The 24,488-nt window shown below is 62.8% G+C and carries 24 protein-coding genes and 1 pseudogene; 14 read left to right on the top strand and 11 right to left on the bottom strand.

Features of this window, described 5'->3' with window-relative positions; translation table 11 throughout:
* Positions 1-6: 6 nt before the first annotated feature.
* Entirely contained in the window at positions 7-1,152 is a 1,146-nt protein-coding gene (locus NKI85_RS03555) for an FIST N-terminal domain-containing protein (protein ID WP_502895998.1), read from the bottom strand.
* 224 nt (positions 1,153-1,376) lie between these two features.
* Here NKI85_RS03555 and NKI85_RS03550 point away from each other — a divergent pair, with 224 nt between their 5' ends.
* The 5 genes from NKI85_RS03550 (at position 1,377) to NKI85_RS03530 (ending at position 7,132) form a co-directional block, all read left to right on the top strand.
* A complete protein-coding gene (locus tag NKI85_RS03550) occupies positions 1,377-1,808 on the top strand; it encodes a DUF6841 family protein (protein ID WP_352776044.1) in 432 nt (143 codons plus the stop codon).
* A 260-nt stretch (positions 1,809-2,068) separates the two neighbouring features.
* Positions 2,069-2,548: a (2Fe-2S)-binding protein gene (locus NKI85_RS03545; RefSeq protein ID WP_352526161.1), complete on the top strand. Its 480-nt coding sequence runs from the start codon at positions 2,069-2,071 to the stop codon at positions 2,546-2,548.
* 141 nt (positions 2,549-2,689) lie between these two features.
* Positions 2,690-5,041, top strand: coding sequence for a xanthine dehydrogenase family protein molybdopterin-binding subunit (locus NKI85_RS03540; RefSeq protein ID WP_352776042.1), 2,352 nt, complete (start codon positions 2,690-2,692; stop codon positions 5,039-5,041).
* An 84-nt stretch (positions 5,042-5,125) separates the two neighbouring features.
* Positions 5,126-5,923, top strand: a complete 798-nt coding sequence (locus NKI85_RS03535) for an FAD binding domain-containing protein (RefSeq protein WP_352776040.1) — start codon at positions 5,126-5,128, stop codon at positions 5,921-5,923.
* Positions 5,924-6,109: 186 nt separating this feature from the next.
* A complete protein-coding gene (locus NKI85_RS03530) occupies positions 6,110-7,132 on the top strand; it encodes an acyltransferase family protein (protein WP_352776038.1) in 1,023 nt (340 codons plus the stop codon).
* Between the two features lie 19 nt (positions 7,133-7,151).
* Here NKI85_RS03530 and NKI85_RS03525 read toward each other — a convergent pair whose 3' ends face one another.
* Entirely contained in the window at positions 7,152-7,640 is a 489-nt protein-coding gene (locus NKI85_RS03525; RefSeq protein ID WP_352776234.1) for a GNAT family N-acetyltransferase, read from the bottom strand.
* Between the two features lie 31 nt (positions 7,641-7,671).
* Positions 7,672-8,436, bottom strand: a complete 765-nt coding sequence (locus tag NKI85_RS03520) for a copper homeostasis protein CutC (RefSeq protein WP_352776036.1) — start codon at positions 8,434-8,436, stop codon at positions 7,672-7,674.
* A 254-nt stretch (positions 8,437-8,690) separates the two neighbouring features.
* Here NKI85_RS03520 and NKI85_RS03515 point away from each other — a divergent pair, with 254 nt between their 5' ends.
* Complete coding sequence (locus NKI85_RS03515; RefSeq protein WP_352776034.1) at positions 8,691-9,119, top strand: SRPBCC family protein; 429 nt, start codon at positions 8,691-8,693, stop codon at positions 9,117-9,119.
* Positions 9,120-9,237: 118 nt separating this feature from the next.
* Positions 9,238-9,692, top strand: a pseudogene (locus NKI85_RS03510) (carboxymuconolactone decarboxylase family protein).
* A 50-nt stretch (positions 9,693-9,742) separates the two neighbouring features.
* Here NKI85_RS03510 and NKI85_RS03505 read toward each other — a convergent pair.
* Positions 9,743-10,651, bottom strand: a complete 909-nt coding sequence (locus NKI85_RS03505) for a LysR family transcriptional regulator (RefSeq protein WP_352776032.1) — start codon at positions 10,649-10,651, stop codon at positions 9,743-9,745.
* 126 nt (positions 10,652-10,777) lie between these two features.
* Here NKI85_RS03505 and NKI85_RS03500 point away from each other — a divergent pair, with 126 nt between their 5' ends.
* The 4 genes from NKI85_RS03500 to NKI85_RS03485 all read left to right on the top strand — a co-directional run bounded on the left by NKI85_RS03500 (position 10,778) and on the right by NKI85_RS03485 (position 13,449).
* Positions 10,778-11,281: a nuclear transport factor 2 family protein gene (locus NKI85_RS03500; RefSeq protein ID WP_352776030.1), complete on the top strand. Its 504-nt coding sequence runs from the start codon at positions 10,778-10,780 to the stop codon at positions 11,279-11,281.
* A gap of 59 nt (positions 11,282-11,340) precedes the next feature.
* Positions 11,341-12,324 carry an alpha/beta hydrolase gene (locus NKI85_RS03495; protein ID WP_352776028.1) on the top strand — a complete coding sequence of 328 codons (984 nt, stop codon included), beginning with the start codon at positions 11,341-11,343 and terminating at the stop codon, positions 12,322-12,324.
* Positions 12,321-12,875: a nuclear transport factor 2 family protein gene (locus NKI85_RS03490; protein WP_352776025.1), complete on the top strand. Its 555-nt coding sequence runs from the start codon at positions 12,321-12,323 to the stop codon at positions 12,873-12,875. Before NKI85_RS03495 ends, NKI85_RS03490 begins: the two co-directional genes overlap by 4 nt.
* Positions 12,876-13,002: 127 nt before the next feature.
* Positions 13,003-13,449 carry a nuclear transport factor 2 family protein gene (locus tag NKI85_RS03485; protein ID WP_352776022.1) on the top strand — a complete coding sequence of 149 codons (447 nt, stop codon included), beginning with the start codon at positions 13,003-13,005 and terminating at the stop codon, positions 13,447-13,449.
* Between the two features lie 55 nt (positions 13,450-13,504).
* On the opposite strand, the gene NKI85_RS03480 is transcribed toward NKI85_RS03485, so the two are convergent.
* Both NKI85_RS03480 and NKI85_RS03475 read right to left on the bottom strand, forming a co-directional pair.
* Positions 13,505-13,936 (bottom strand): cupin domain-containing protein, encoded by a 432-nt coding sequence (locus NKI85_RS03480; RefSeq protein ID WP_352776020.1) that lies wholly within the window; start codon positions 13,934-13,936, stop codon positions 13,505-13,507.
* Positions 13,937-14,008: 72 nt separating this feature from the next.
* Positions 14,009-14,845 (bottom strand): AraC family transcriptional regulator, encoded by an 837-nt coding sequence (locus NKI85_RS03475; RefSeq protein ID WP_352776017.1) that lies wholly within the window; start codon positions 14,843-14,845, stop codon positions 14,009-14,011.
* 90 nt (positions 14,846-14,935) lie between these two features.
* On the opposite strand from NKI85_RS03475, the gene NKI85_RS03470 reads away from it, so the two are divergent.
* Complete coding sequence (locus NKI85_RS03470) at positions 14,936-16,057, top strand: amidohydrolase (RefSeq protein WP_352776015.1); 1,122 nt, start codon at positions 14,936-14,938, stop codon at positions 16,055-16,057.
* A gap of 179 nt (positions 16,058-16,236) precedes the next feature.
* On the opposite strand, the gene NKI85_RS03465 is transcribed toward NKI85_RS03470, so the two are convergent.
* From NKI85_RS03465 to NKI85_RS03445, 5 genes are all read right to left on the bottom strand, one after another.
* The gene (locus tag NKI85_RS03465; protein ID WP_352776012.1) at positions 16,237-18,459 is read right to left on the bottom strand and encodes a xanthine dehydrogenase family protein molybdopterin-binding subunit; all 2,223 of its coding nucleotides are present in this window, start codon (positions 18,457-18,459) and stop codon (positions 16,237-16,239) included.
* Positions 18,456-19,445, bottom strand: a complete 990-nt coding sequence (locus NKI85_RS03460) for an FAD binding domain-containing protein (protein ID WP_352776010.1) — start codon at positions 19,443-19,445, stop codon at positions 18,456-18,458. Before NKI85_RS03460 ends, NKI85_RS03465 begins: the two co-directional genes overlap by 4 nt.
* Positions 19,442-19,891 (bottom strand): (2Fe-2S)-binding protein, encoded by a 450-nt coding sequence (locus tag NKI85_RS03455; RefSeq protein WP_502895997.1) that lies wholly within the window; start codon positions 19,889-19,891, stop codon positions 19,442-19,444. The genes NKI85_RS03460 and NKI85_RS03455 overlap by 4 nt, the downstream gene beginning before the upstream one ends.
* Before the next feature lie 418 nt (positions 19,892-20,309).
* Positions 20,310-21,437: an NAD(P)/FAD-dependent oxidoreductase gene (locus NKI85_RS03450; RefSeq protein ID WP_352776005.1), complete on the bottom strand. Its 1,128-nt coding sequence runs from the start codon at positions 21,435-21,437 to the stop codon at positions 20,310-20,312.
* 64 nt (positions 21,438-21,501) lie between these two features.
* Positions 21,502-22,503: an SIS domain-containing protein gene (locus NKI85_RS03445; RefSeq protein WP_352776002.1), complete on the bottom strand. Its 1,002-nt coding sequence runs from the start codon at positions 22,501-22,503 to the stop codon at positions 21,502-21,504.
* Positions 22,504-22,605: 102 nt separating this feature from the next.
* Between NKI85_RS03445 and NKI85_RS03440 the strand changes: the two genes are divergently transcribed.
* Both NKI85_RS03440 and NKI85_RS03435 read left to right on the top strand, forming a co-directional pair.
* Positions 22,606-23,496, top strand: a complete 891-nt coding sequence (locus NKI85_RS03440) for a PfkB family carbohydrate kinase (protein ID WP_352776000.1) — start codon at positions 22,606-22,608, stop codon at positions 23,494-23,496.
* 132 nt (positions 23,497-23,628) lie between these two features.
* Entirely contained in the window at positions 23,629-24,465 is an 837-nt protein-coding gene (locus NKI85_RS03435) for an ABC transporter substrate-binding protein (RefSeq protein WP_352775998.1), read from the top strand.
* Positions 24,466-24,488: the final 23 nt, after the last annotated feature.

Below are 24,488 nucleotides of genomic sequence, written 5' to 3'. Positions count from 1 at the left end.
GATTTCCTACTCCGCCGCTTCGGCCGCCTTGCGTTCACCGAAGGCGATGCCGGTGAAGGTCTGGTTCAGATGCATCGACCGGTACTGTTCGCCATAGGTGCTGAAGCCGATGACGTTGTTGACCTTGTAGAGTTCCGAAATCTCCCGAAAGACCTGGCGGTTGCGCGCGTCGAGCCTGCGCAGCACGCAGTCGAAACCGATGATCATGTCGATGCCGCCCAGCCTTTCGCCGACGTCGCTGAGCGCGGCGCGGGTCGCCTCCACCATGTCCTTGGGCTGGGCGACGGCAAGCACGACGCCATCGTCGATGGCGCAGAAGAACGACAGCGAGCCGTCCGCGTGCATCTTCTGGATCGAGCGGCAGTAAAATTCGCCGCCCACTTTCACCACCACCGGATGCGAGGCAAAACTCAGTGGCGTCAGCATCTGCGCGACCATGCCGACCGCCGCCGCATATTCCTCGGCGGCGTTCATGGCGTTGAATTCCCGCACGATGCGGCGATCGGGATCGGACGCCGTCACCACCAGCTTCTCGTCGGTGGGGACGAAATTGTCGGTCTTGAACACGTGGAAAGGAATTTCCGTGGTGATCAGCACGATGATGGCGCTGTCGGAGGTAACTTTGCCATTCGAGATCAGCCGCGTCGTCTCGAATTTCAAATCATCGCCGGCGGACCCGCCGATCAGTGGAATATCGTCGAGCCCCCAATGGATGGCGGAGGTCACCGCTTCTTCGGCATAGGACAGCCCGTCGATGAAGCAGAGCGCAAAAGTGGTATCGGCTCGCTCGTGCCCGATGCGCCCGCGTAACGAACGCCTCAGCGCCTCGACTTCGCCGGTGATCCCGTCCATGCCTGATGAGGACAGATTTTCGACCATGGTGCTGGCTGCCGAAAACGATGCGGAGGGAAGCAACATAGCCAGGATCTGGCCTCCCTCCAGGCCTTTGGGCGTAATCTCGCCGGCCGTCGAGCAGCCGGCATAGTCGAGCGCCGGTGCGTGGGTCTTCAGCGCTTCCGACAGGGCGACGGCCTCGATGAGGCTCTGCGAGAAAAACAGGAGGGCGAACCCGGCATCGATGGCCACGGCTTCCGCTGCCACCGCCCGGGCGAACGCATCCGCGTCGGATTCGTCGGTGGTGAGCACCGACAGGCCGCATGCATAGCGCGTCCGGGAACTGGCCAGCGGCTTCCTCCTACATTTCCTCCGACGCTCTTTTTGTGCGCGTCTGGCGCGCCGGCGTCGAAGTCATTGTTGTCTTGAAGCGGCGCTTTGGCAATGAGCCAACATGACGGATCTGAGGTTTCTGCTATTTTTGACGGCATCAACGTTCAGAAACTTCAGATCCAAAACCATACTGGAAGAGAGCGTGATCCATGGAAACACAGGTCAGGAAGTTGTTCGAAAGGTACGAGCAGCTTTTCCAGAAATCTCTCGCCGGCGATGCCGACATGGATGAAGTCGCATCGGTTTATGCCTCCGCCTTCATCGCAGCGTCGCCTGCCGGCGTCATGGTCGGGAAGAACGACGACCAGTTCAGGCAGTTTATGGAACAAGGCTATACTCATTATCGAGCGATCGGCACGAAGGAGATGCGAATACGGGATGTTCGCATCTCGCCGATAGACGAGCATCATTGTGTTACCCACGTCGCCTGGACGTCAACCTATACCCGCAAAGGCCGACCGGACGTCTCGATAGATTTCGATGTCCACTACCTGGTGCAGAAGCTGGACGAAGAGGCTAAAGTATTTGGGTGGGTGTCAGGCGACGAGCAGGAAGTTCTCAGAAAACACGGCATCGGCTGAAATCGGCCTGCCGCCCCAGCCGCTCATGGCCGGAAGGCGACATCGCACCGCGATCGAGTTTTCGCTTCGTTGCACCGTTACCCTGCCTGTGCGTGACCGAAAGTACAATAGGCGGATTTTCGACCGAACTGCATTCTCGCAATCTCGGCGTTCCGCGGCACTTTTTCTCCGTGCTTTATGCGGTATAAGAATAGCGGACAGACGGAGGGCTCGGGCACCACCGACGCCAGAACGACCAAGGTAATACCCAGGGAGGTTTCATGTCGGACATTTCGTTGACGGTCAACGGAAAGCGGGTCAGCGGCGTCGCCGAAGACCGTACGTTGCTGGTTCATTTCTTGCGGGAGACACTCGGCCTGACCGGCACCCATGTCGGCTGCGATACCTCGCAATGCGGCGCCTGTGTGGTCCATGTCGACGGCAAGGCGGTAAAATCCTGCACGCTGCTGGCGGTGCAAGCCTCCGGGTCGACCATCGTGACCATCGAAGGCCTGGCGGAAGGCGTCGAGCTGCATCCGGTGCAGGCGGCGTTCAAGGAGCATCACGGGCTGCAATGCGGCTTTTGCACGCCGGGCATGATCATGGCGGCGGTCGACATGATCAAGCGCCATCCCGAAGGCCTCGACGAGGCGACGGTGCGCGCCGAGCTCGAAGGCAACATCTGCCGCTGCACCGGCTACCACAACATCGTCAAGGCGATCCTGGCAGCTGCGGGCGGCGAGGTCAGGCAAGCGGCGTGAGAGAGAGAATGGTGAATAGTGACGTGGTGAATAGTTAGTCAGTACTCGGCAGTTGCAGGCCAAGACGAAGATCCGATCTCACCATTCACCATTCACCATTCACTATTCACATCACTTCGGAATTCGGGAGGAATTTCTGCGATGGGCATTGAAGGTATTGGCGCTCGCGTAGCGCGCAAGGAAGACAAGAGGTTCATCACCGGCGCCGGCCGTTACGTCGACGACATGGTGGTTCCCGGCATGAAGCACGCTTTCTTCGTGCGCAGCCCGCACGCGCATGCAGCGCTCGACAGCATCGACGTCAGCAAGGCGAAGGCGATGCCGGGCGTCATCGGCGTCCTGACCGGCAAGGAGCTCAAGGCCGACGGCATCGGCAATCTCATCTGCGGCTGGATGATCCATTCCACGGACGGCACGCCGATGAAGATGGGCGCGTGGTCGCCGCTGGCCGTCGACCGGGTCCGCTATGTCGGCGACGCGGTCGTCGTCGTGGTCGCCGAAACCAAGGGCCAGGCTCGCGATGCGGCCGAAGCGGTCGATATCACCTACAAGGAGCTTCCGGCGGTCGTCGAGGCTTCGCAGGCGCTCGAAAAAGGGGCGCCGCAGATCCACCCGGAAGCCGAGAGCAATCTGATCTTCGACTGGGAGCTCGGCGACGGCAAGGCCACCGACGCAGCGATCAATTCTGCCGCTCACGTCACCCGCATGAAGATCGTCAACAACCGGCTGGTCCCCAACGCGATGGAGCCGCGCGCGGCTCTTGGTCATTACGACAAGGCCGAGGACCATTACACCTGCTGGACGACGTCGCAGAACCCGCATCTTGCCCGGCTGGTGATGAGCGCCTTCTACAACATCGCGCCGGAAAACAAGCTGCGCGTCATTGCGCCTGACGTCGGCGGCGGCTTCGGCTCGAAAATCTACATCTACCCGGAAGAGATCGTCTGCCTGTGGGCATCAAAGAAAACCGGCGTGCCGGTCAAATGGGTGGCCGACCGCACCGAAAGCTTTCTCACCGACGCGCATGGCCGCGACCATGTCTCGACGGTGGAGATGGCCTTCGACCAGAACAACAGGATCACTGGGCTGAGGGTCGATACGATCGCCAATCTCGGCGCCTACATGTCGCTGTTCTCGTCCTGTGTGCCGACCATTCTCTACGCGACGCTGTTGTCGGGCCAGTACGATATTCCGGCGATCCATGCCAATGTGCGCGCGGTCTACACCAACACCGCGCCGGTCGATGCCTATCGCGGGGCAGGGCGCCCGGAAGCCACCTACGTGCTCGAACGCACGATGGAGACGGCCGCCCGCGAGCTGGGAGTGTCGCCGGCGGAACTTCGCCGAACCAATTTCATCACCTCGTTTCCGCATCAGACGCCCGTCATCATGAACTATGACGCCGGCGATTATGCCGCGTCGCTGGATGCGGCGATGAAGGCCGCCGACTATGCCGGCTTTGCCCGGCGCAAGGCGGCGGCCGCCGGCAAGGGCAAGCTGCGCGGCATCGGCATGAGCTGTTACATCGAGGCCTGCGGGCTTGCCCCATCAGCGGCGGTCGGTTCGCTTGGCGCCGGTGTCGGCCTGTGGGAATCGGCCGAGGTGCGCGTCAACGCCGTCGGCACCATCGAGGTGCTGACCGGCTCGCACAGCCATGGCCAGGGTCATGAGACAACCTTCGCGCAGCTGGTCAACCAACGCTTTGGCGTGCCGATCGACAGTGTCTCGATCGTGCATGGCGATACCGACAAGGTGCAGATGGGCATGGGCACCTATGGCTCGCGCTCCGGTGCCGTCGGCATGTCGGCCGTCGCCAAGGCGCTCGACAAGGTCGAGGCCAAGGCCAAGAAGATCGCCGCACACCTGCTCGAGGCCGACGAGGGCGACATCGTCATCGAAGACGGTGCGTTGAAGGTCACCGGCACCGACAAAAGCGTGCCCTGGTTCCAGATGGCGCTTGCCGCCTATACCGCCCACAATCTGCCGGGCGGCATGGAGCCTGGGCTGAAGGAGACGGCATTCTACGACCCGTCGAACTTCACCTTCCCGGCCGGCTGTTATATCTGCGAGGTCGAGATCGATCCGGAAACCGGCACCACCGAGATCGTCCAGTTCGTCGCCGCCGACGATTTCGGCAACATCATCAACCCGATGATCGTCGAGGGCCAGGTGCATGGCGGTATTGCCCAGGGCATCGGCCAGGCCCTGCTGGAAGGCGCCTACTACGACGCGAGCGGCCAGCTTCTGACGGCGAGCTACATGGACTACACCATGCCGCGCGCCGCCGACCTACCGTCATTCAAGGTCTCGACCTCGAACACGCCATGTCCGGGCAATCCGCTCGGCATCAAGGGCTGCGGCGAGGCCGGCGCCATCGGCTCGCCGCCGGCAGTGATCAACGCCATCACCGACGCCATCGGCATCACCGATCTCGCCATGCCGGCATCGCCGGCAACGGTCTGGGCGGCGATCCGGGCGGCGGCGAAACAGTGAAACAGGAGTGAATGGTGAATGGTGAATGGCGCGAGTTCGTCTTCCCATTCACTATTCACCATTCACCTTTTAGGGGAGAATCCCATGTATCCAGTCACCTACCACCGCGCCACCTCGGTCGCCGATGCGGTCCAACTGCTCAAGAGCGGCGATGCAAAGCCATTGTCGGGCGGCATGACGCTGATCCCCGCGATGAAGACGCGGCTTGCCGCACCTTCTGACCTCGTCGACCTGTCGCACATCAAGGAGCTGCAGGGAATCAAGGTGGCGGGCAGGACCATCACCATCGGCGCCGGCACGACGCATTACGACGTCGCCCGCGATAAGGGGCTGAAGCAAGCCTGTCCTGCCTTGGCCCACATGGCTTCGCTGATCGGCGATCCCGCCGTTCGCTACAAGGGCACGATCGGTGGCTCGATCGCCAACAACGACCCGGCTGCCGACTATCCGGCGGCTCTGCTGGCGCTGGGCGCGACCATCGTCACCAACCAGCGCGAGATTGCCGCCGAGGCGTTTTTCACCGGCCTATTCGAGACGGCGCTGGAGGAAGGCGAGATCATCACCGCTGTGACCTTCACCGCGCCGGCCAAGGCCGCCTATGAAAAGTTCCGCAATCCGGCATCGCGCTATGCGATCGTTGGCGTCTTCGTGGCTAACGGCGATGACGGCGTCCGCGTCGCCGTCACCGGCGCCGGCGATAGTGGCGTCTTCCGCTCGAAGGAGATCGAGGCGGCACTTGCCGGAAGCTTCGAGGCCTCCGCGCTGGCCGGCGTTAAAGTCGCGGCGGACAGTCTGATGAGCGACATGCATGCGTCGGCCGACTACCGCGCCAACCTGATCGTGGTCATGGCCAAAAGGGCGGTGGCTGCCGCCAACGCCTGAGACTACAGACCGTCGGTTTTGCGGAAGGGGCCTTGACGGCCCCTTTTTGTCATCCCGCATCTTGTTCGTGCAATGCTGCAAGGCGTGTCGTTATCTCGCACTTGCACAAAGTTCTGGTGCGCTGCAATATCGCTGGAGGAATGCGGCCTCCAGCCCGCCTTTCGCAGGTTCAACGAAGGGACCGGCATGACGGATATCTCCGCGACGCGCCTTATCGTGTTCAGGCCTGTCGCCGACGCAGCGTCAAGAGCGAGGCTTGCCTATCTCGACGGCTGGCGCGGCCTGTCGATCGCACTGGTGCTGATCGGCCATTTCTTTCCCGTTCCCGGCATCAATCTCGGCGTCCTGGGCGTTGAATTCTTCTTCGTGCTCAGCGGCCGGCTGATGGCTGAGATCCTGTTTGTCGAACACTATCCGCTGAAGAAATTCTTCAAACGCCGGTTCTCCCGCATCTACCCGGCACTGCTCATCTTCGTCGTCGCCGGGATGATCGCCTTGTCCGGCACATTCATCGCCTTCAAGTGGAAGGCGGCGCTGACGGCGCTGACGTTCAGCTACAACTACGCCGGAATTCTCGTCACCCGCGCCGGTGCGCTCGACCATATCTGGTCGCTCTGCGTCGAAGAGCATGCCTATATCATTCTGGCGCTGATCAGCGTCGTCATCCGGGGGCGGTCCCGCGTCATCATGCTGCTCGGCGCATTGTCGCTGCTGGCCATGGCGAACGGCGCCATCTCCTACTGGGTGTTCGGGATGGGCTACGAGGACACCTATTGGCGCACCGATGTGCACATCGCCTCGATCCTGCTGTCGGCGGTGATATGCCTGCTCAAGGCCGACGACAGGCTGCCGGGGCTGCTTAAGGGCCCGCATGTCGCCCTGGCGGCGGCTGTCGTGGCTTTGCTCCTTTTCATGGCTGCCGTATCCACCCCGATCCACTATCTGGTCGCGGTGCCGCTATTGGCGCTCGCCGTCAACTCGCTCGACTTCAGCAGCCGCTACCTGACCGGGTTTCTGTCTTCCCGGCCGATGAGGATGCTGGGGCTGTGGTCGTATTCGCTCTATCTTTGGCAGCAACCTTTTTACCAATTCGTCGACACACAAGGCAGTTCGCCGCTGCTGATGCTGGCTGCGGTGTTCGCTTGCGCGCTGTGCAGCTATTACATCGTCGAAAAGCCGGCCCGCTCCTGGCTGAACCGCAATTGGTAGGATGAACAGCGCCCGCCGTTCAGCCGGCGATCCGCCTTAGATAATAGCGCACCGCCTTCTTGCCGCCGTGGATTACCGCGTCGCCCACTTCCACAAAGCCGAGTGCTGCGTGGAAGGCGTCCGACGCCGGATTGGGTGGCTCGGCATTGACTTCGCAGGTGACGATCGCCTGGCCGGCGCGCATGGCGTGGTCGAACAGATCCTCGTACAGCCGGCGGGCATGGCCGCGGCCGCGCGCTTTGGCGCCGACCACGACGCGATCGACATAGACGAACCGCGGATAGCGCTCGCGAAACCACAGGAAGTTCGGGCTGTCGTAGCTCGCGTACTGGTCGAAGGTCATGATGAAGGCTTCGAGCGCACCGATACGGCGCGCGTAAAACGCTTCGCCGAGCAGGAAGGAAAGGCGCTCGCGTTCGAGCCACGACAATTCGGCAGCGTGCTCGTTGTTGAGCGCGAGGATTGCGGGCTCATCCTGCGGCAAAACCCGCTCGATCGGCAAACGCATTTCGATCATGTTTTTCTTCGATCTTCCAGGATCATGTCCGGGCAGCGGCGATGGTCGCCGCCACCAGCGCCTCGTCAGTCACGGTGTTGCGGTATTCGCGGTCGAGGTCGGTGCCACCCATGCCGACTTTCGGGTTGCGGTAGCGCATGGCGCTCGGCACGTCCTTGAGCGCGGCAAAGTGCATTTCGCTCACCCCGGTTCTCCTCTGCACCTCGGCGATATTCTCGGGGGCAAGCCCGCCGCAGCCGAGGATGATGATGCGATCGCCGGCCTGTCTGACAAGATCGGCGAGCAGGGCTGCGCCCTCGAGCGCCGTGTCGCGCTGGCCGCTGGTCAGCACGCGGCCGACCTTGCAGCGGATCAGCGCCTCCAGCGCCTCTGTCGGGTCGCGTGTCATGTCGAAGGCGCGGTGGCAGGTGACGTTCAATCGTCCCGCCGCCTGCACCAGTTCGCTCATGCGCTGCTCATCGATCGTGCCGTCGGCAGCGAGGCAGCCGATAACGACACCGGCCACGCCGAGCTCGCCGAGCGCACGGACATCGGCGAGCATCGAACGATATTCGGCTTCGCTATAGAGAAAATCGCCGCCGCGCGGCCGCACGATGACATGGAACGGGATCGTCGCCAGCTCAAGCGCCGTGCGCACGGTGCCGAAGCTCGGCGTGATGCCGCCTTCGATCAGGCTGGCACAGAGCTCGACGCGGTCGGCCCCTGCGGCTTGCGCGGCCAGCAGGCCGTCTATGCCTTCGACGCAGATCTCGATCAGCGGCAGGCGAGGGCGTTCGGTCTCGGTCATGAGGGATCCGTTGATGATTTCAGATGGCCAGCGGTAGCATCGGGCCTGTCGCGGTGAAAGCCGGAAGTGTTGGCTCAACGCGCGACAGGCGCCGCCCACTTTTCCAATTTTTGCCGCTTGACCACCCATAACTGTAAGGTTATACATAATTCATAGCTCGTGAGTTATTGATTTGTCATGGACAGCGCGGTCAACGCTGTTGAACAAACTGGCTTAAGGCAACCAACGGGTCCGATGTCATGACTGGATCAACCATGCTCAAAACCAAATCAATTGTCGTCGAGCGTCTCATGCCGCATGCGGCTGAAAAGATATGGCGTGCGCTGACCGCGCCTCATCTGGTCGCCGAATGGTTGATGGAGAACGACTTCGCGCCTGTGGAAGGCCACCGCTTCAGCTTCCGCGCGACGCCCGTGCCGGGCTGGTCCGGCGTCACCAACTGCACGGTGCTGAAGGTCGAGCCGCCGCGCCTGCTCGCCTACAGCTGGGGCGACGGCACGGAGTCGGACAGCGGGCTGAAGACGGTGGTGACATGGTCATTGACGCCGCAAGGTCCCGTGACCCGCGTGCGCATGGAGCACTCCGGCTTCCGCCCCGCGGACGAGCGCGGCTACATCGGAATGGGAAGCGGCTGGCCGCGCATTCTCGAGCGGCTTGAACGGGTGACCGCCGCGCAGGGCTGAAATCCCAGCGCTCCCCATGCCGCAATGCGGCGGCCGGCGAACTGACAGAACCAAGAAGTATCAAGACCCCGGATGCTCGGCACCTGGGCTTGCGAAGACACGTGTGAAGGAGACCATTATGCAAGCACGATTGAAAAACCCGGTGATGCTCATTCCCGGCGCCCTGCAGGCGCTGCTCGCTTTGGACAAGTCGACGGAAACGGCTGACCTGTCCTATGTGACGCGCAAGCTCGTCCATTTGCGCGCCAGTCAGATCAACGGATGCAGTGTCTGTATCGATATGCATGCGCGCGAATTGAAGAAGGCCGGTGAAAAGGATGAGCGCGTCTTCACCGTGTCCGCCTGGCGGGAAACACCTTATTTCACCAAGCCGAACGCGCTGCGCTGGCGCTGACCGAGGCGGCAACCCGGTTGGCCGACCGGCCGGACCCGGTGCCGGATGCGGTCTGGGATGAAGCCGCCCGGCACTACGACGAAAAGGCGCTTGCCGCCCTGGTCGTCCAGATTGCCCTGATCAACGCATTCAACCGGCTCAACGCAACTACCAGGCAGATGGTCGGCGCCTGGGGCTGAACGGGGCTCGGCTCGTGAAAATGTGCCGTGGCGTTTCTTGCAACGCCACATCATATCCGCAACTTGTGAGAATTCGCGCGCACGAAGTCGATGAAGGCCCGCAGCTTCGGTGGTATGAGGCGGCGGCTGGGATAATAGAGATGAAGCGGCTCGTAAGCTGGACAGAAAGACTCCAGCACCTTGACCAGCGCGCCTGAGGCGAGAAGCGGCGCGGCGAGGCCTTCGACCGCGAAGGCGAGGCCAAGCCCTTGCGCGGCGGCGGTAATGCACAGCGGAAGCGTGTTCACGACCAGACATGCGTCCGGCGTGAATGCGACTTCGCGTCCATCTACCGTGAACTCCCAGGGCGAAATCGCGCGGGTGCGGGTGAGGGCGAATGCGATGCAGCGATGAGCAGCGAGGTCGGCCGGCCGCTTCGGCGTGCCGTTGCGCGCCAGATAATCAGGGCTCGCCACCACGACCATCTGCAGGGGCCGGCCCAGACGCGCGCCGATCATATCTTTTTCGAGAAGCTCGCCGATGCGCAGGCCGGCGTCGAAGCCCTCGGCGGCAATGTCGACGAAGCTGTCGTCGAAGATCAGATTGAGCCGCACTTCGGGATAAGCATCCATGAACGGGCGCATCAGCGGCTCGATCAGCAGCGGAGCGGCGATCCACGGCAGGCTGAGCCGCAGTGTTCCGGCGGGACGATCGCGGCTCTCGCGCAGAGCCGCACCAGCCGCCCAGATGTCTTCGGCTGCCGGGCGCACACGGTCGAGGTATTGGGCACCTGCTTCGGTCAAGCCAACGCTGCGGGTCGTGCGGTTGAGAAGCCGCACTCCCAGACGCTCCTCGAGCCCCTTGACGGCCTCGCTCAACGAGGCCGGAGCGACGCCGAGCTCGGCGGCGGCGCGGGTGAAGCTTTTGGCCTCTGCAACCCTGACGAAGGCGACGATGCCGCTGAACTGGTCGAGGCGCATTGTAAGGACTTTCCAAATAGCCCTGTCGAACTCTACGGGTTTTTCCGCCGAACAAAAAGCCTCATGTTGGGCTCGACGAATGCGCCTCGCTGTTGCGATGGCTCGAATAGTCAAGGAGACAGGACCATGACCAGGCTCGCTTCGCTCGCCGCAGGCGCTCTCTTGGCGGTGTCTGCCGCCTCAGCGAATGGCGGCCCACAGGAAGACAGCAATATCCAACTCGTCAAGGACTACTACGCAGCCTACGCGACCGGGAACCCGGAGGCCGTGCGGCCCTTCCTCGCGCCCGACATCGTGTGGCGCATTCCCGGCCATCATCCGCTCGCCGGCGACAAGCGCGGGCCGGACGAGGTGGTCGCCTTCTTCCGTGGCCTGGCCGACGGCAAGTTCAAGGCCGAGCCGATCTTCTTCCAGGCGCAAGGCGACCTCGTCGTCGACATTCATCGCGGCTGGTCGAATGTCGGCTCAGGTCCCGAGATCGACCAGCTCTACGCGCTGATGTTTCGCATCAAGGACGGCAAGATCGCAGAGGCACAAAATTTTTTGACCGACATGTATCTGTCGGACGCCTTCTACTGGGCGCATTACCCGCTGAAGCCGTTGCCCGGCCGACTGGCCGGTGAGCGCTGAGAAGGTGGCTTTGCCGATTCGATTGCGCCCCGCTTCGCTCGAAACCAAGGGTGACTCCAATGCTCAAAACCCTGACACTTGCCTCAGCAATAACCGTAGCGCTCGCCGCACCCAATGCCGTCGCCGCACCGCGCGTCGAGCGCGTCACTTTCGCCTCGCACGGTGAGCAGATCGTCGGCGAGCTCTATCTGCCAGAGGATCTGGACGCGGCGAAACCTCGGCCCGCGTTGGTCGTGACCGGCGCCTGGATGACGGTGAAGGAACAAATGCCGGCCCGCTACGCCCGCGAGATGGCCGATCGTGGGTTCGTCGCCTTGACCTTCGATTTTCGCGGCTGGGGTGAAAGCGGCGGCGTGCGCCGCCAGTACGAGGACCCCAACGCCAAGATCGCCGACATCCAAGCGGCCGTCGCATATCTCGCGACCCGGCCCGAGACCGACAAGGACCGCATCGGCGGGCTCGGCATTTGCGCCAGCTCCGGCTATATGGTCACCGCCGCGGCCGAAAACGCCGCGATCAAGTCGGTCGCCCTCGTTGCGCCCTGGTTGCAGGATGCCGAAGTGGTCGAGCAGACCTATGGCGGCAGGGACGGCGTCGCCAGGCTTGAGGCCGCGGGCGACGCCGCCACGGCCGAGTATCGCCGCACCGGTAGACAGGCGTTCTTGCCCGCCGCGAGTCTGACCGACGAGCGCGCGATCATGTTCAAGGTGCCTTATTACACCCAGCCCGATCGCGGCATGATCCCGGCCTGGCGCAACGAGGCCGATCCGGCCTTCTGGCGCGGCTGGCTGACGTTCGACGCGATCCAGGCGGCTCCGCGCCTGCATCAGCCCTTTCTGATGGTGCATAGCGAGGCGGCTGCCATCCCGCAGGGTGCGCACAAATTCTACGCGCGGCTGACCAGTTCCAAGCAGGAGCTGTGGCTCGACAAGGTCACTCAGTTCGATTTCTACGATCGTGCCGCGCCGGTGAAGGCGGCGAGCGATGCCGTCGCCGCGCACTTCCGCGCGACGCTGGGCGGTGCAGGGGAGGCGGGACAATGAGCCTCGTCACCCGGCGGCATATCTTCGCCTCAGCAGCGTCCGCGACGATGATTTCCGCTGTTTCGGCGCCCGCCTTGAGCGCCTCGGGAGATGCGTTGACGGCCGAAGACAGGATCGCGATCGCCGAGGCAATTTCCGGGATCGGCCTCTATGCCGACCTGCGTGAATGGGGCCGGGTCAAATCCTATTTTGCGGCCCTCGTTACGACCGACTATACGAGCCTTTTCGGCGGCGAGGTGGCGATCAGCGACCGCGACGCGCTGATCGCCCAATGGCAAGGGCTGCTGCCGGGCTTCGACGCCACCCAGCATCTCATCACCAACATCACTGTCGACGGCGGGGATAACAATGCGGTTGCACGCAGCCATGTCCGCGCAACCCACTGGATCGGCGCCCGGTTCTGGACGGTGGGCGCCAGCTATCTCCACCGGCTGGTGCGGACGCCGGAAGGTTGGCGCGTCAATGCCATCTCCATCCGCGCCTTGTACGAGGAGGGGGATCGAGCCGTGCTGGCCGCCGCTGCCGACCGGGCGAATGCGAAGGCTAAGTGAGCATTCGGATTTGCATGCCCAGCCGCATGGCGAGGTCGCTCGGAGTACCATCAAGGCGAATATGATCGGAATGTCGGGGCAGGTTTGGCGCATGCGGCATTAGTGCCGCCAACCGCGGAGACAAGACATGACCCTTTCACTGCAGGAGGTTTCGGATCGGCTTGAGATCGAACAGCTGTTTGTTCGCTATTGCTACGCCGTGGACGATCGCGACTGGGAAGCCTATCGGAAAATATTCACGCCCGATGCCGTGCTTGACGACATTGTAACAGGTGGAATCAGGAGCGGTGTGGATGAGCATGTTGCTTACATGAAGGGCGCCCTCTCGAAGATATTGATCTCGCAGCACGCCATTTCGACAATCCTTCTTGATCTCCGAGGGGATGAGGCCAGCGCGCGCGTGCATTGTTCATGCCCGATGGTGGTCGACCTCGGCGCAGGCAAAAAGCAGGTCTTGTTCCAAGGGCTCTGGTATCGCGACCGCGTCGTGCGCACGCCCGAGGGCTGGCAGATCAGTGAACTCGTCGAGGAAGGCTATTGGAATCATAATTTGCCGGAGGGGTTCGCGTTCTGATGTCTGTGACGCGCTGTACTGGATCCCCCACGGACGCTGTGTTGAGAACTGACAATTACTGGCGCAACACCGTGTTTTTGGTGCCTTCTTCGACCTGATCGATGACCAGCAGCTTGACCGGATCGGCGCCGACATTGGTCGCTTGATGCCACTGCCCGATCATCTCCACGATGAAGTCGCCGGTCTGATAGGTAGTGCTCTTGCCGGTCTCGACATTGGTGACCTGAAGCGTGCCGGCCTCGACATAGGCATAGCGGGGAAATGGATGCTTGTGGACCGGCAAGGTCGCGCCCGGCGCGATCTCATAGGCCGAGACCAGGACCTGCACGTCCTTCTGCGGCAGCGTGATCGGCTGGCCGGACGCAGTCTCGGTGCGGGAGGCAAGCGGCGATACGACGACCGGCGTGCCGCTGCTGTCCAGCGCCTGGGCAGCCGTTGCCGACAGCACTGCCGCGAGCAACAGCGTCGATGCCAAGATTTTTCGCATGATTCCCCCCACCGAGCTGCGTCAGCATTGCGCAGCAAGCATTGGCGCGCAAGCTTGTCTGTTCAGGAGCGCCTAGCCTGCTCTTCTGAACATGCCCGGCGTCATGCCCCGCGCGGCCCGGAACGTACGGGAAAGATGGCTCTGGTCGGCGAAACCTGCCGCCATGGCGGCGTCGGCGAGGCCAAATCCCTGTTCGATCAGCGCGCTCGCCCGGCGCAATCTCCGGTCACGGATATAGGCCGCCGGCGTGAGGCCGATCGCCTTGTTGAAGTCCCGGATGACCTGGAACCGGGTCACGCCAGCCGCGCCGGCAAGCCGCTGAAGGTCGAGTTGCGAGCCAAGCTCGCCCTCCACGAGTTCCCGGTAGAGCGAGAACCTGCGTCGCGATCCGGAGTGTTCAATCTCTTCGGCCTGGCCGCTCGGGTCGCCATGACCAACAATGAGCCGCTTCAGTGCACCGAGCAGGGATGTTTCGGACGTCACTGCGTCACGGGATGTCGAGCCCTGATGTGCTGCCATCAACGCTGCGGCGAGAGCGCAGTCTTCGATGATCGCGCGTGAAAAAACCGGAGCGCCATCCCGGCCCAACTCGCGGGCGATCGCCGTCATCAGCGGCACCGAAGGATAAAAGGTCCGGTAACCCCAGCCTTCATCCGCACCGCGTTCGCCGTCATGCCACTCCTCGGGGTTGACGACGGCAATGGCGCCTGCCGGGGCGAGAACGCTTTGGCGTCCGATGCGAATACGCTCGCAGCCGGAGGTGATCAGGGCGATCACATAGGTCGGGTGCGTGTGCAAGTCGTAACGGTGCCGGGTGAAGCGCGCCTCGAACAGGCCAAGGTCGGGAAAGCACGGATGGCGCCAGTATTTCCCGGTCTCTGCCGCTTGCACGTCTTTCGTCTTAGCCATGGTCAATCCGGTTCAAGACGCCTCTCGTCCGGCTTTTTATGGTGGCAGGATCAAACCACGCCGTCCTTTGCCGGCATGGAAGGAGGCATCATGCATAATGACCCCATCGCCGCGCTGACACCAGAGGTCGTAGGCTGGCGGCACCATATTCATGCCAATCCCGAGCTCGGATTCAAGGAGTACGAAACGGCACGTTTCGTTGCAGAGAAACTGCGCTCGTTCGGCGTCGACGAAGTCCATGAGGGGATCGGCAGCACCGGGGTCGTCGGTGTCTTGCGCAGCGGTAGCGGCGCGCGCGCCATCGGCCTTCGCGCCGAGCTGGACGCACTTCCGGTGCTGGAGAAAACCGGCGTGCCCTATGCTTCGAGGAGAGAGGGCGTGATGCACGCCTGCGGCCATGATGGCCACACCGCCATGCTGCTCGGCGCCGCCAAGTTGCTCAGTGAGTCGCGCAACTTCGACGGCACCGTCACTTTCGTCTTTCAGCCGGCCGAGGAAAACGAGGGCGGCAGTATGCGCATGATCGAAGACGGCCTGTTCAAACGCTTCCCGGTCGAGGCGGTCTATGCGGTCCACAACTGGCCGGGCGTCAGGCTGGGGACGATCGCCGCCCGCGTCGGACCGCAGATGGCGGCCGTCGACAATTTCGAGCTGACTTTCGAGGGTTTTGGCGCCCACGTCGCCATGCCGCAGCTCGGCGATGATCCGATCCTGGCCGCGGGCGCCTTCGTGCAAGCCGTCCAGCGCATTGTCAGCCGTTCGGTCGACCCACAATCCGCGCTGGTCGTCAGTCTCACGCAGATCCATGGCGGCAATGTCGGCAACATCGTGCCGGGCAAGGTCTGGCTGCAAGGCACCTGCCGCTTCTTCGAGCCCGGACTTTCCGACCACTGCGAGACGCTGATCGGCGAGATCGCACAAGGCATCGCCGCCGCGCATTCGCTCAGGGCAAGGCTCGATTACCGGAAGGGCTACCCGTCGCTGATCAACACGGCGGACGCGACGGCCCGCACCATCGAGGCGGCGGCATCCGTCGTCGGCCGGGAGAATGTCTTGACCGCGTTCAGCCCGAGCCTTGGCTGCGAGGATTTCGCTTTCATGATCCGCGACGCCGGCGGCTGCTACGCGTGGATCGGCGCCGGCGAGGTCGCCCGGGGGAAGGCCTGCACGGCGACCGCTACGTCTTCAACGACGAGATCGTGCCGACGGTGATGCGCTACTACGTCAATCTGGTCGAGCAGACGCTTTCCGGGAAGGCGCCTGAGATGGGGTGAAGACCATTTGTCTGGAAGGCCGCCAATATTCCTAAGCCTCGGCGAGCCCATTCAACGCAGAGGACATATCCACCAGCTCAAGACCCGCTATCGCAGGGCAATAGCGGGCCTAGTCCTTCACAGCAGTTTTTCCGGCGTGATCGGCAACTCCCGGATTCGCTTGCCTGTAGCGTCGAAGACGGCATTGGCCACCGCTGCGGCAACGCCGGTGGCGCCGAGCTCGCCGATGCCCTTGCCGCCAATCGGGCTTGCATGCTCGTCCACCTCGTCGACGAAGTGGATTATGATATCGCCGGGAATGTCGGCGTTGACCGGAATGGCGACCCCGGAAAGGTTCTTCGACAGGAACCGTCCAAGCACTGGTTCGTGCCTGCTCTGCTCCATCGCCGCCATGCCCCATCCCCAGATGATGCCGCCCGTCATCTGGCTGCGTGCGGTGCGGGGATTGACGATACGGCCGGCGCTGTAGCTGCCGATCGCGCGACGAAGCCTGAGCAGGCCGAGCCCCGGATCGACGCCGACCTCCATGAAGATCGCGCCGAAAGTGCGCATCGCAAGGCCTTTGCCATACTGCGCCGGATCGAACGAGCCGGAGCCGATGATCTCGCCGATGTCGGTGTGACTCATCACGTCGGCGATCGTCTGACCGCCGGCAGCGCCCCTGCGGCGAATATGGCCGTTTTGCATCTCCACTTCGTCCGGCAGCAGATTGGCAAGACGGGCAAGCTGCGAACGTGCATCTTCGGCGGCGGCGAGCACTGCCGCGCCTACCCCCATCGTCGATGATGAGCCATAGGTCGGCCCCGCCTCCGGCAGCTGTGTATCGCCCATTTCCAAGTCCACCTTCTCCATCGGCAGGCCCAGCACGTCCGCCGCGATCTGCGGAAAGATGGTGAGTGTTCCGGTTCCTATGTCCTGGGTGCCGGTGCGGATGAGCACCGTGCCGTCCCTGCGCAACCTGACTTCGGCCGCAGGTGTCGGGTTGCGAAAACAGCCCATGCTGCAGGTCGCCATGCCATAGCCGATCAGCCAATCGCCATCGCGTTGCGGATTGCGCGGCCGCTCGCGCCAGCCGAACAGGCGGGCGCCTTCCTCATAAGCTTCGCGCAGCTTCTTTGACGACCAGGGCTGGCCCGTTGCCGGATCCGTATCCGCATGGTTGACCAGACGCAGGTCGAGCGGATCGATGCCGAGGCGGTGAGCGAGCTCGTCCATCGCGCTTTCGAGCGCCCAGGTGCCCGGACCCTCGACCGGCGCGCGCATCGGCGTCGGCATGGCGACGTTTGCGCGCTCCACGCGCTGGCTGACACGCATGGCCGGCGTGGCGTAGAGACCCTTCGAGGCTTCGGTGGCGAACTCGACGAAATCGTCGCTCACGGTGGTCAGGTTGACCACGTCCTGTTGCACGGCGGTCAGCTTGCCCGACCTGTCCGCTGCCAGCACGATCTTCTGTGCCATGCGCGGCTGGTAACCGAGGCAGGAATAGGCATCGGCACGGCTGAGCGCCAGCCTGACGGGCCGCTGCATAATACGCGCCGCGGCGGCGGCCAGCACCTGATGCGGCCAGATCCACCCCTTGCCGCCGAAGCCGCCGCCGGTATGGCGGGAAATCACGCGGACCTTCTCGGCCGGCATATTCATGCGGGCGGCAAGCACCTGGCGGACACCATAGACGTGCTGCGTGGCGTCGTGCAGCGTCAGCTCTCCGTCGTTCCACTCGGCGAGCGTTGCCGAGGGCTCCATGGCGTTGTGATGGCGCGACGGTTGCAGGTAGACGGCTTCAACCGTGGCGGCCGCTTTCGCAATCCCGCCGTCGACATCACCTTTCGAAAACGTCGGCTCCAGGAACAGAAAGCCGCTCTCCCTTGGCTCGACAGCAGCCTTGTCGATGGCGGTCCACTCCGGCCGTGTCGGCAACTCCGGCTCGGCGAACTGGTAGCGCAACGCGACGCGGCGGGCTCCGGCCTCCGCCGCCTCCAACGTCTCGCCCAGCACAATGGCAAGCGGCTGGCCCTCGTGACGTATCTCGTCGCTCTGCATGGGCATGAAGCTCTGCGCCGCCGGCGGTCCTTCGGCCTGTTGCATGTCCGTATCGGGTTCGGCCCTTGGCGATGCGAACTGGCCGAATTTGGGCATGTCCTCATGCGTGAGCACACGCACGACACCTTCCTCGGCGAGCGCGTCGTCGACAATGATCGACGTCACGCGGCCGACGGGAACGGGCGCGGTCACCAGCACTGCATAGAGCAGATCGGGGGCAAAATAGTCGGCCGCATAGCGGGCGCGGCCGGTAACCTTGACGCCGCCGTCGGGGCGGGCAACTGGCTGGCTGATCGTCATGACGGCATCCTCGCTGCTTTTTCGATCGCCCGCAAAGCGGCGGTCTTGGCCAGTTCGACCTTGTAGGCGTTCTGCGATAAGGGACGCGCTTCGGCGAAGGATTGCTCGATGGCGGCGCTCAGGGCCTCGCGATCGCCGATTTCGGCACCGGCGAGCCGCTCCTCGGCGGCGCTCAGGCGCCACGGCCGCAACGCGACGGAACCCAGCGCCAGGCCAGCCCGACGGATGGTTCGGCCGTCCATCTCCAGCACCGCGGCGGCGGAGACGATGGCATATTCGTAGGATTCGCGCTCGCGTACCTTTAGATAGGCCGATCGCGGCGCCGGTGCCGGCAGCTCGATTGCCGTGACCAGTTCGCCTTGCTGCAACACATTGTCTGCCTCGGGCCGCGAGTCGGGAAGCAGGTGGAATTCGGCTGCCGGAATGCGCCGGCCGCCGCTGCGGTGCGCGGTGACGATGACCGCATCAAGTGCTGCCAGCGCCACCGCCGGGTCGGATGGCTGGGTGGCGACGCAATCCTCGGTCCAGCCGAATATTGCGTGATTGTCGTTGATGCCATGCAGTGCCGAGCAGCCGGAGCCGAGCTCACGTTTGTTGCATGGCAGCTGCTCTTCGGCGCGGAAATAAGCGCAGCGTGTCTTCTGCAGCAGATTGCCGCCTATCGTTGCGAGGTTTCTCAGCTGCGGCGACGCCGCGTTGAGGATCGCCTGGCTCAATACGGGATAGTCGCGCATCACCAGCGCATGCTGCGCGACATCGTTGAGATGCGTCAGCGCGCCGATCTTCAAGCCGCTGCCGGGCAGTGCCTCGATCTGATCCAGCCCATCCAGGCGGGAGATGTCGATGATCCGCGTCGGCTCGGCAATTCCAAGGCGCAGCCAGTTGAGCAATTCGGTGCCGCCGGCGAGAAAGGCGCTGTCCGGCGCTGCACCGGCCGCGATCGTTTCGCCCAGGCTATCGGCGCGCGCATAGACGAATGGGGTCATTGGGCTGCCCTCCCAGCCGCTGCGCGCACCGCCTCGACGATCTGCGGATAGGCCGAGCAGCGGCACAAATTGCCGCTCATCCACTCGCGGATCTCCGCGTCGGAGCCGGTATGCCCTTCCTCGATCAGCGCCGCCGCCGACATCACCTGTCCGGGCGTGCAGAATCCGCACTGGAAACCATCATGATCGATGAACGCCTGCTGCACGGGATGAAGCGCATCGCCGTTTGCCAGGCCTTCGATCGTCGTGACCTCGCGTCCGTCGGCGGACACGGCAAATATCATGCAGGCATTCACACGCCGTCCGTCGAGATGCACGGTGCAGGCGCCGCACTCGCCGAAATTGCATCCCTTTTTCGTTCCGGTCAGATGAAGCCGCTCGCGCAACAGGTCGAGCAGCGTGACGCGGGGATCGAGATCGGAAAGGGTGTGGTCCTCTCCGTTCATCCGCAACCTCAGTAGGTGCCGATCGTGGAAGTTCATTGGGGGTACCTCGAGTGCACATGCCGTCCTAGCCACATGGACTCGTCCAGCAAGCAGCCGCCCACCTTCGAGGCGAAATAGGGCGGTGGATTTCGGGGGAAAGGCGCTGCCGGTCCCGGAAGGCAAAAAACGCGTGCGTTTGAGATCCGCAGCGGAAAGGCTCCGAATGCCGCGCCGCCGGAAATCGGGGCCGCCGCCTCCGTCGTCGGCCGAGAGAGCGTTTCGACCGAGTTCATGCCGAGCCTCGGCTGCGAGGATTTCGACTTCATGACCAGCGAGGCGGGCGGCTGGCGCCGGCGAGGTCGGCCCCGGCGAAGGCCTGCTGCGTAGCGCGCCAACGCCGCAAAAAGTGCACTGTCACCGCAATTCCTGGAGCGGCTTTTCAGCCGAAACGGTTCACGCGGAAGCTATTAAGCATGGGATGCGGGTTGCTGGAGGCGATCTCCCTCGCAAGCAACTCACCAGCGATGAGTCCGAGCGTGGCGCCGCTGTGGCTGAAGGCGACGTATACGCCGGTGACAGCCTCGACGGCGCCAAGCACAGGCTCGCCATCGCCGGGGATCGGCTTCGGGCCGACGGCATAGCCGTTGAGTTGGAGCCGGGGATTGCTGTCGAGCACGGCACTGGCTTCGTCGAGTAGCCTTAGGACGGTTTCATCACGAACGGTGTAGGAGCCGTCGGGATTGACGACGACTTCCTCTTCCGACCATGCCGAGTCCAAGACCAGTGCGCCGTCGGGCGTTGGACGCACGGCCACGCGCGGCGTGTTCAGCACCGCGCGGAGAGCGATCTTGATCGGTCTGGTCTTTACGAGCAATGAGATCGGCGTGGCGTCGGGCAGATGAACGCCAATTTCGGCGAGCATGGCAGGCGTGGCGGGCCCAACGGCAAGTAGCACCGCATCGGCGTCAATCAGCTGCCCCCCGGCAGTGACGACGCCACGCGCGCGACCACCTGTGGCATCGATCCGCACGCGCCCGGCGTCCTGAAGGAGCTTGCCGCCGCGGGAGCGGAATTCATTGAGCAGCAGATCGATCAGGGAGGGCAGGTCAACCCATCCTTCGCCAGGATTGAAGATGGCGCCCTGCGGGGTGATTGCATTGGCATTGACGCCGGGCGTCACTGCGCCGACTTCGGCGGGGCCGAGCAGAAGCGCGTCATAACCGATATCCTGCTCCAGCTGCCAGATCGACGCGATCTGGTTCGCCTCATCATCCGCGTCCCAGGTGAGGCCTCCGTCAAAGCGAAGCCACGACGCGGTTTCCGGCCTTGTGGCGGCCAGGGTCCGATAACGGTCGATACCCGCAAGCCTCAAGCGGTGATAGGCGGTGTCCGCGCGTCGCGCTGAGTTTAGCCAGGAAAGTGAACGGCCGGATGCACCGTTGGCCGGCGCGCCGTCGTTGACAATGGTTACATCAAAGCCAAGGCGAGCGAGGTGCAACGCGGAAGAGATGCCGAAGATGCCTGCGCCGACAACGACGACATGGCGCGGCTTTGGGGATGCAGTCATAGAGAAATCCTTCTGCGCAGAAGACGGGCTGGGAGTTGCTAGATCGCTGCAGAGCGCGGCGGAACTAGTAGTCCGTTAGCTTCTTCATGTAGCGCCGGCCCTCAAGCATCGGCCGGCCGCGCAGACCGGCCAGCTCGTAGGCAAAACGCCATAGAGTGTCGAAGAAGACCAAGGGTACGAGATAGGGTTTTATGTGATTGGACATACCGCTGAGGTCGAGTTCCGCTCCATCGAGCACCAGGGTGTTTTCCCGGCTGCCGTACTTGAAAAGGAAGTCGCGGGCGCGTTCCGTGAGGCGCCTCGTTTCGTCCAAGCCCAACATCACGACGAAGCCGGCATCCTTGTCCACCACCTCAAAGGGGCCATGGAAAAACTCGTTGGCGTGTATGGCCTGCGAGTCGTACCACTGCATCTCCATCAACACGCAGATGGCGTAGGAATAGGCCGCGCCATAGCTGGCACCGCTGGCAAGTGTGTAGATCGCCTTGCGCGGCGCGAAACGGGGTGCAAAGGCCCGAAACCGGTCGGCATAGATCCGGTGCGCACTATCGATGGCCGGGCGAAGATGGCTCAGGCTCATCAGCAGGTCGGCGGTTAGCTTGGCATTCTCCCGAGCATCGATCAGGCCAGCGAGCAACATGTAGAGCACGCCGTAATTGCTGTAGGCCGCATCGATTGCTTTGCCCGTCGTGTAGGATGCCTGGTAGGCCACCGGGTGGTCGACCGCCCGCGCGAGGGGCGATGTTTGGTCGAGTGTCATGGCGATTGTCGTTGCGCCTCGGTGTTTTGCATGATTGGCCGCCCGCACGGTCTCCGTGGTGGTTCCTGTCTGCGAGCAAAGGACAACGAGGGTGTCAGGCCCCAACCGCTTCGGATCTCGGCAGACGAACTCATCCGCGTTGTAGATGTCGCAGGGGAATGCGCCACTGTAGCGGTCGACGAAGTACTTGCCTGCCATCATGATTGAGAGCGAGCCGCCGCACGCCACGAGAAATAGGTGCGAAAAGTGCCTGCCCGCCGTAGCGGTCAGAGCGCGTTCTATGTCGGCGGGCACGGCGGAAATCATGAGCTTCCTCATCTCGTTGGCAAAGCTTGGGCCGGGGGCACAATTGACAGATAGTGGTGATTGTGCGAACGTTCTCACATTCTTTAAACTGAAAGTCATGCAATGGTCAAGATTGCCGCGATGGGCGATAACGTGGTCGATTGTTATCTTGCTCGCGGCGAGATGTTTCCCGGAGGAAATTGCCTCAATGTCTCGGTCTATGTGAGCCGCTTCGGCGGGCAGTCGGCCTATGTTGGAGCGATCGGCAAAGACCGGGCCGGGGACCTGATCTGCACTGCACTGGCGTCGGAACGCGTGGACGTCACCCGATTGCGTCGCCTCGAAGGGTCGACCGCCTACTGCCTCATAGGTCACCGAAACGCTGATCGGATTTTCCTGGACTTCGACCTCGGCGTCTCGATGTTCACGCCAACGCAAGAAGATCTGGATTTTCTCTCGGGCTTTCAGGCCGTCCACATCGGCCAATCCAGCGGGTTAGACCCGTGGGTTGCCGCGGTATCGAGTAAATCCCTGTTATCTTACGATTTTTCTACACGGCGGGAGCCGGGACACCGGCGCGAGATTGGGCGCTATTGCTATCTGGCCTCCGTCTCGGGCGACGGTCTCAACGACGATAAATTGGCTGCAATCGTATCCGAACTGCTTGCATGTGGTTCAAAATGGGTTCTGGTGACTCGAGGTCGAGCTGGCGCGGTGCTTCACAGCGACACCGTCTCCTACAGCACCCCGGCGCGGCTGGTCGAACCCGTCGACACCTTGGGCGCGGGCGACACCTTCATCGCCAGAACGCTATTCGGCCTGCTCAGGGAAGAGGCGCCTCAGGACATCCTCGGTCATGCCGCGGAGGCAGCGGCCGCTACCTGCCGGTACTACGGGGCGATTGGCCATGCGACAGCAATCGACATAGGGAAGATGACGCCGGAGATCCTCCGCGGAACTCGGCACGTGCAAACGGAAAAACCGTCTAGGCGCGAAATTCTCCGGAACAATTGACGCGAGAAATGGACAATGCTAAATGAAGTGATAACGTTCTCATTCATACTGAGCGCCGCCTAAGAGCGTTTTGATGGATGAGACGTCGAGTGGGATCGCAGGCCGGTTTGGCCAATCGTAAGAGGAGAAGACATGCAAACGAATTCGAGCAGGCGCCAACTGGTGAAATCCGGTCTGGCGCTGACTATCGCGCTGGTGACAGGACTTGGCACGTTGGCCTCGTCAACACAGGCAAAAGCGGCCGACAACCCCTACAACCTCATCGACCCGACGGTGATCAGCGTCGGAACCATGGGCGATGCGAAACCCTACGTCTTCACCGACGCCAACGGTAACTTCACGGGCTTCGACGCTGAACTCTTCCGCGACGTAGCGCGCCGGCTCGGGTTCAAGGAAGAGCAGGTCGTTTTCACCGGCCAGGAATTCTCGGCGCTGCTGCCATCCGTCGCCAACGGCCGCTTCGACGTCGCTGTCGCCGCCATTGGCACGACCGCGGAGCGCAAGAAGACCGTGGATTTTGGCGACGGCTATCTCGCCGGCTACCTGTCGATCATTTCGGCTGATCCGGCTCTGACGAGCAATGAGAGCACCGCCGGAAAGCGCATCGGCGTGATCCAGGGAACGCTGCAGGAAATCTATGCCGAGAAGAATCTGAAGGGCGACATCGTCAAATTCCCCGACAACAACACTGCGGTGGCGGCGCTGAACAACGGCACGATCGATGGCCATTTCACCGACTATGAGTCGGCCAAGCAGTATGTAGAACGCTATAAGAACCTGAAGATAACAATGAACGTGCCGTCCTTCGATGCGCCCGCCGGGTTTGTTGTCAAGAAAGGCAACGACGCCTTCCGCGAGGCGCTGAACAAGGCGCTGCGCGAGGCCATGGACGACGGCACCTGGAAGCGGCTGCACGAAAAATGGTTCCCTGGCACCCCGATGCCGAATCAATATCTGCCGAAGAAGTAAATTCGCGCGACTTCGTTATAATT

Origin of the sequence: Mesorhizobium sp. M0571 (assembly GCF_040320985.1) — a bacterium.
Classification (GTDB): domain Bacteria; phylum Pseudomonadota; class Alphaproteobacteria; order Rhizobiales; family Rhizobiaceae; genus Mesorhizobium.
The sequence above is the reverse complement of the archived record's forward strand: the minus strand, read 5'-3'. Positions and strand labels throughout refer to the sequence as shown.

What these genes read in the sequence shown, in the direction of transcription:
- NKI85_RS03540 (WP_352776042.1), top strand. Translation starts at nt 2,690, where the DNA reads ATGGGCATTGAAGGTATTGGCGCTCGCGTAGCGCGCAAGGAAGACAAG.
- NKI85_RS03450 (WP_352776005.1), bottom strand. Translation starts at nt 21,437, where the DNA reads ATGACTGCATCCCCAAAGCCGCGCCATGTCGTCGTTGTCGGCGCAGGC.
- NKI85_RS03490 (WP_352776025.1), top strand. Translation starts at nt 12,321, where the DNA reads ATGAGCCTCGTCACCCGGCGGCATATCTTCGCCTCAGCAGCGTCCGCG.
- NKI85_RS03530 (WP_352776038.1), top strand. Translation starts at nt 6,110, where the DNA reads ATGACGGATATCTCCGCGACGCGCCTTATCGTGTTCAGGCCTGTCGCC.
- NKI85_RS03495 (WP_352776028.1), top strand. Translation starts at nt 11,341, where the DNA reads ATGCTCAAAACCCTGACACTTGCCTCAGCAATAACCGTAGCGCTCGCC.
- NKI85_RS03500 (WP_352776030.1), top strand. Translation starts at nt 10,778, where the DNA reads ATGACCAGGCTCGCTTCGCTCGCCGCAGGCGCTCTCTTGGCGGTGTCT.
- NKI85_RS03550 (WP_352776044.1), top strand. Translation starts at nt 1,377, where the DNA reads ATGGAAACACAGGTCAGGAAGTTGTTCGAAAGGTACGAGCAGCTTTTC.
- NKI85_RS03455 (WP_502895997.1), bottom strand. Translation starts at nt 19,891, where the DNA reads ATGAACGGAGAGGACCACACCCTTTCCGATCTCGATCCCCGCGTCACG.
- NKI85_RS03515 (WP_352776034.1), top strand. Translation starts at nt 8,691, where the DNA reads ATGCTCAAAACCAAATCAATTGTCGTCGAGCGTCTCATGCCGCATGCG.
- NKI85_RS03460 (WP_352776010.1), bottom strand. Translation starts at nt 19,445, where the DNA reads ATGACCCCATTCGTCTATGCGCGCGCCGATAGCCTGGGCGAAACGATC.
- NKI85_RS03520 (WP_352776036.1), bottom strand. Translation starts at nt 8,436, where the DNA reads ATGACCGAGACCGAACGCCCTCGCCTGCCGCTGATCGAGATCTGCGTC.
- NKI85_RS03525 (WP_352776234.1), bottom strand. Translation starts at nt 7,640, where the DNA reads ATGCGTTTGCCGATCGAGCGGGTTTTGCCGCAGGATGAGCCCGCAATC.
- NKI85_RS03545 (WP_352526161.1), top strand. Translation starts at nt 2,069, where the DNA reads ATGTCGGACATTTCGTTGACGGTCAACGGAAAGCGGGTCAGCGGCGTC.
- NKI85_RS03465 (WP_352776012.1), bottom strand. Translation starts at nt 18,459, where the DNA reads ATGACGATCAGCCAGCCAGTTGCCCGCCCCGACGGCGGCGTCAAGGTT.
- NKI85_RS03440 (WP_352776000.1), top strand. Translation starts at nt 22,606, where the DNA reads ATGGTCAAGATTGCCGCGATGGGCGATAACGTGGTCGATTGTTATCTT.
- NKI85_RS03475 (WP_352776017.1), bottom strand. Translation starts at nt 14,845, where the DNA reads ATGGCTAAGACGAAAGACGTGCAAGCGGCAGAGACCGGGAAATACTGG.
- NKI85_RS03435 (WP_352775998.1), top strand. Translation starts at nt 23,629, where the DNA reads ATGCAAACGAATTCGAGCAGGCGCCAACTGGTGAAATCCGGTCTGGCG.
- NKI85_RS03445 (WP_352776002.1), bottom strand. Translation starts at nt 22,503, where the DNA reads ATGATTTCCGCCGTGCCCGCCGACATAGAACGCGCTCTGACCGCTACG.
- NKI85_RS03470 (WP_352776015.1), top strand. Translation starts at nt 14,936, where the DNA reads ATGCATAATGACCCCATCGCCGCGCTGACACCAGAGGTCGTAGGCTGG.
- NKI85_RS03505 (WP_352776032.1), bottom strand. Translation starts at nt 10,651, where the DNA reads ATGCGCCTCGACCAGTTCAGCGGCATCGTCGCCTTCGTCAGGGTTGCA.
- NKI85_RS03485 (WP_352776022.1), top strand. Translation starts at nt 13,003, where the DNA reads ATGACCCTTTCACTGCAGGAGGTTTCGGATCGGCTTGAGATCGAACAG.
- NKI85_RS03480 (WP_352776020.1), bottom strand. Translation starts at nt 13,936, where the DNA reads ATGCGAAAAATCTTGGCATCGACGCTGTTGCTCGCGGCAGTGCTGTCG.
- NKI85_RS03535 (WP_352776040.1), top strand. Translation starts at nt 5,126, where the DNA reads ATGTATCCAGTCACCTACCACCGCGCCACCTCGGTCGCCGATGCGGTC.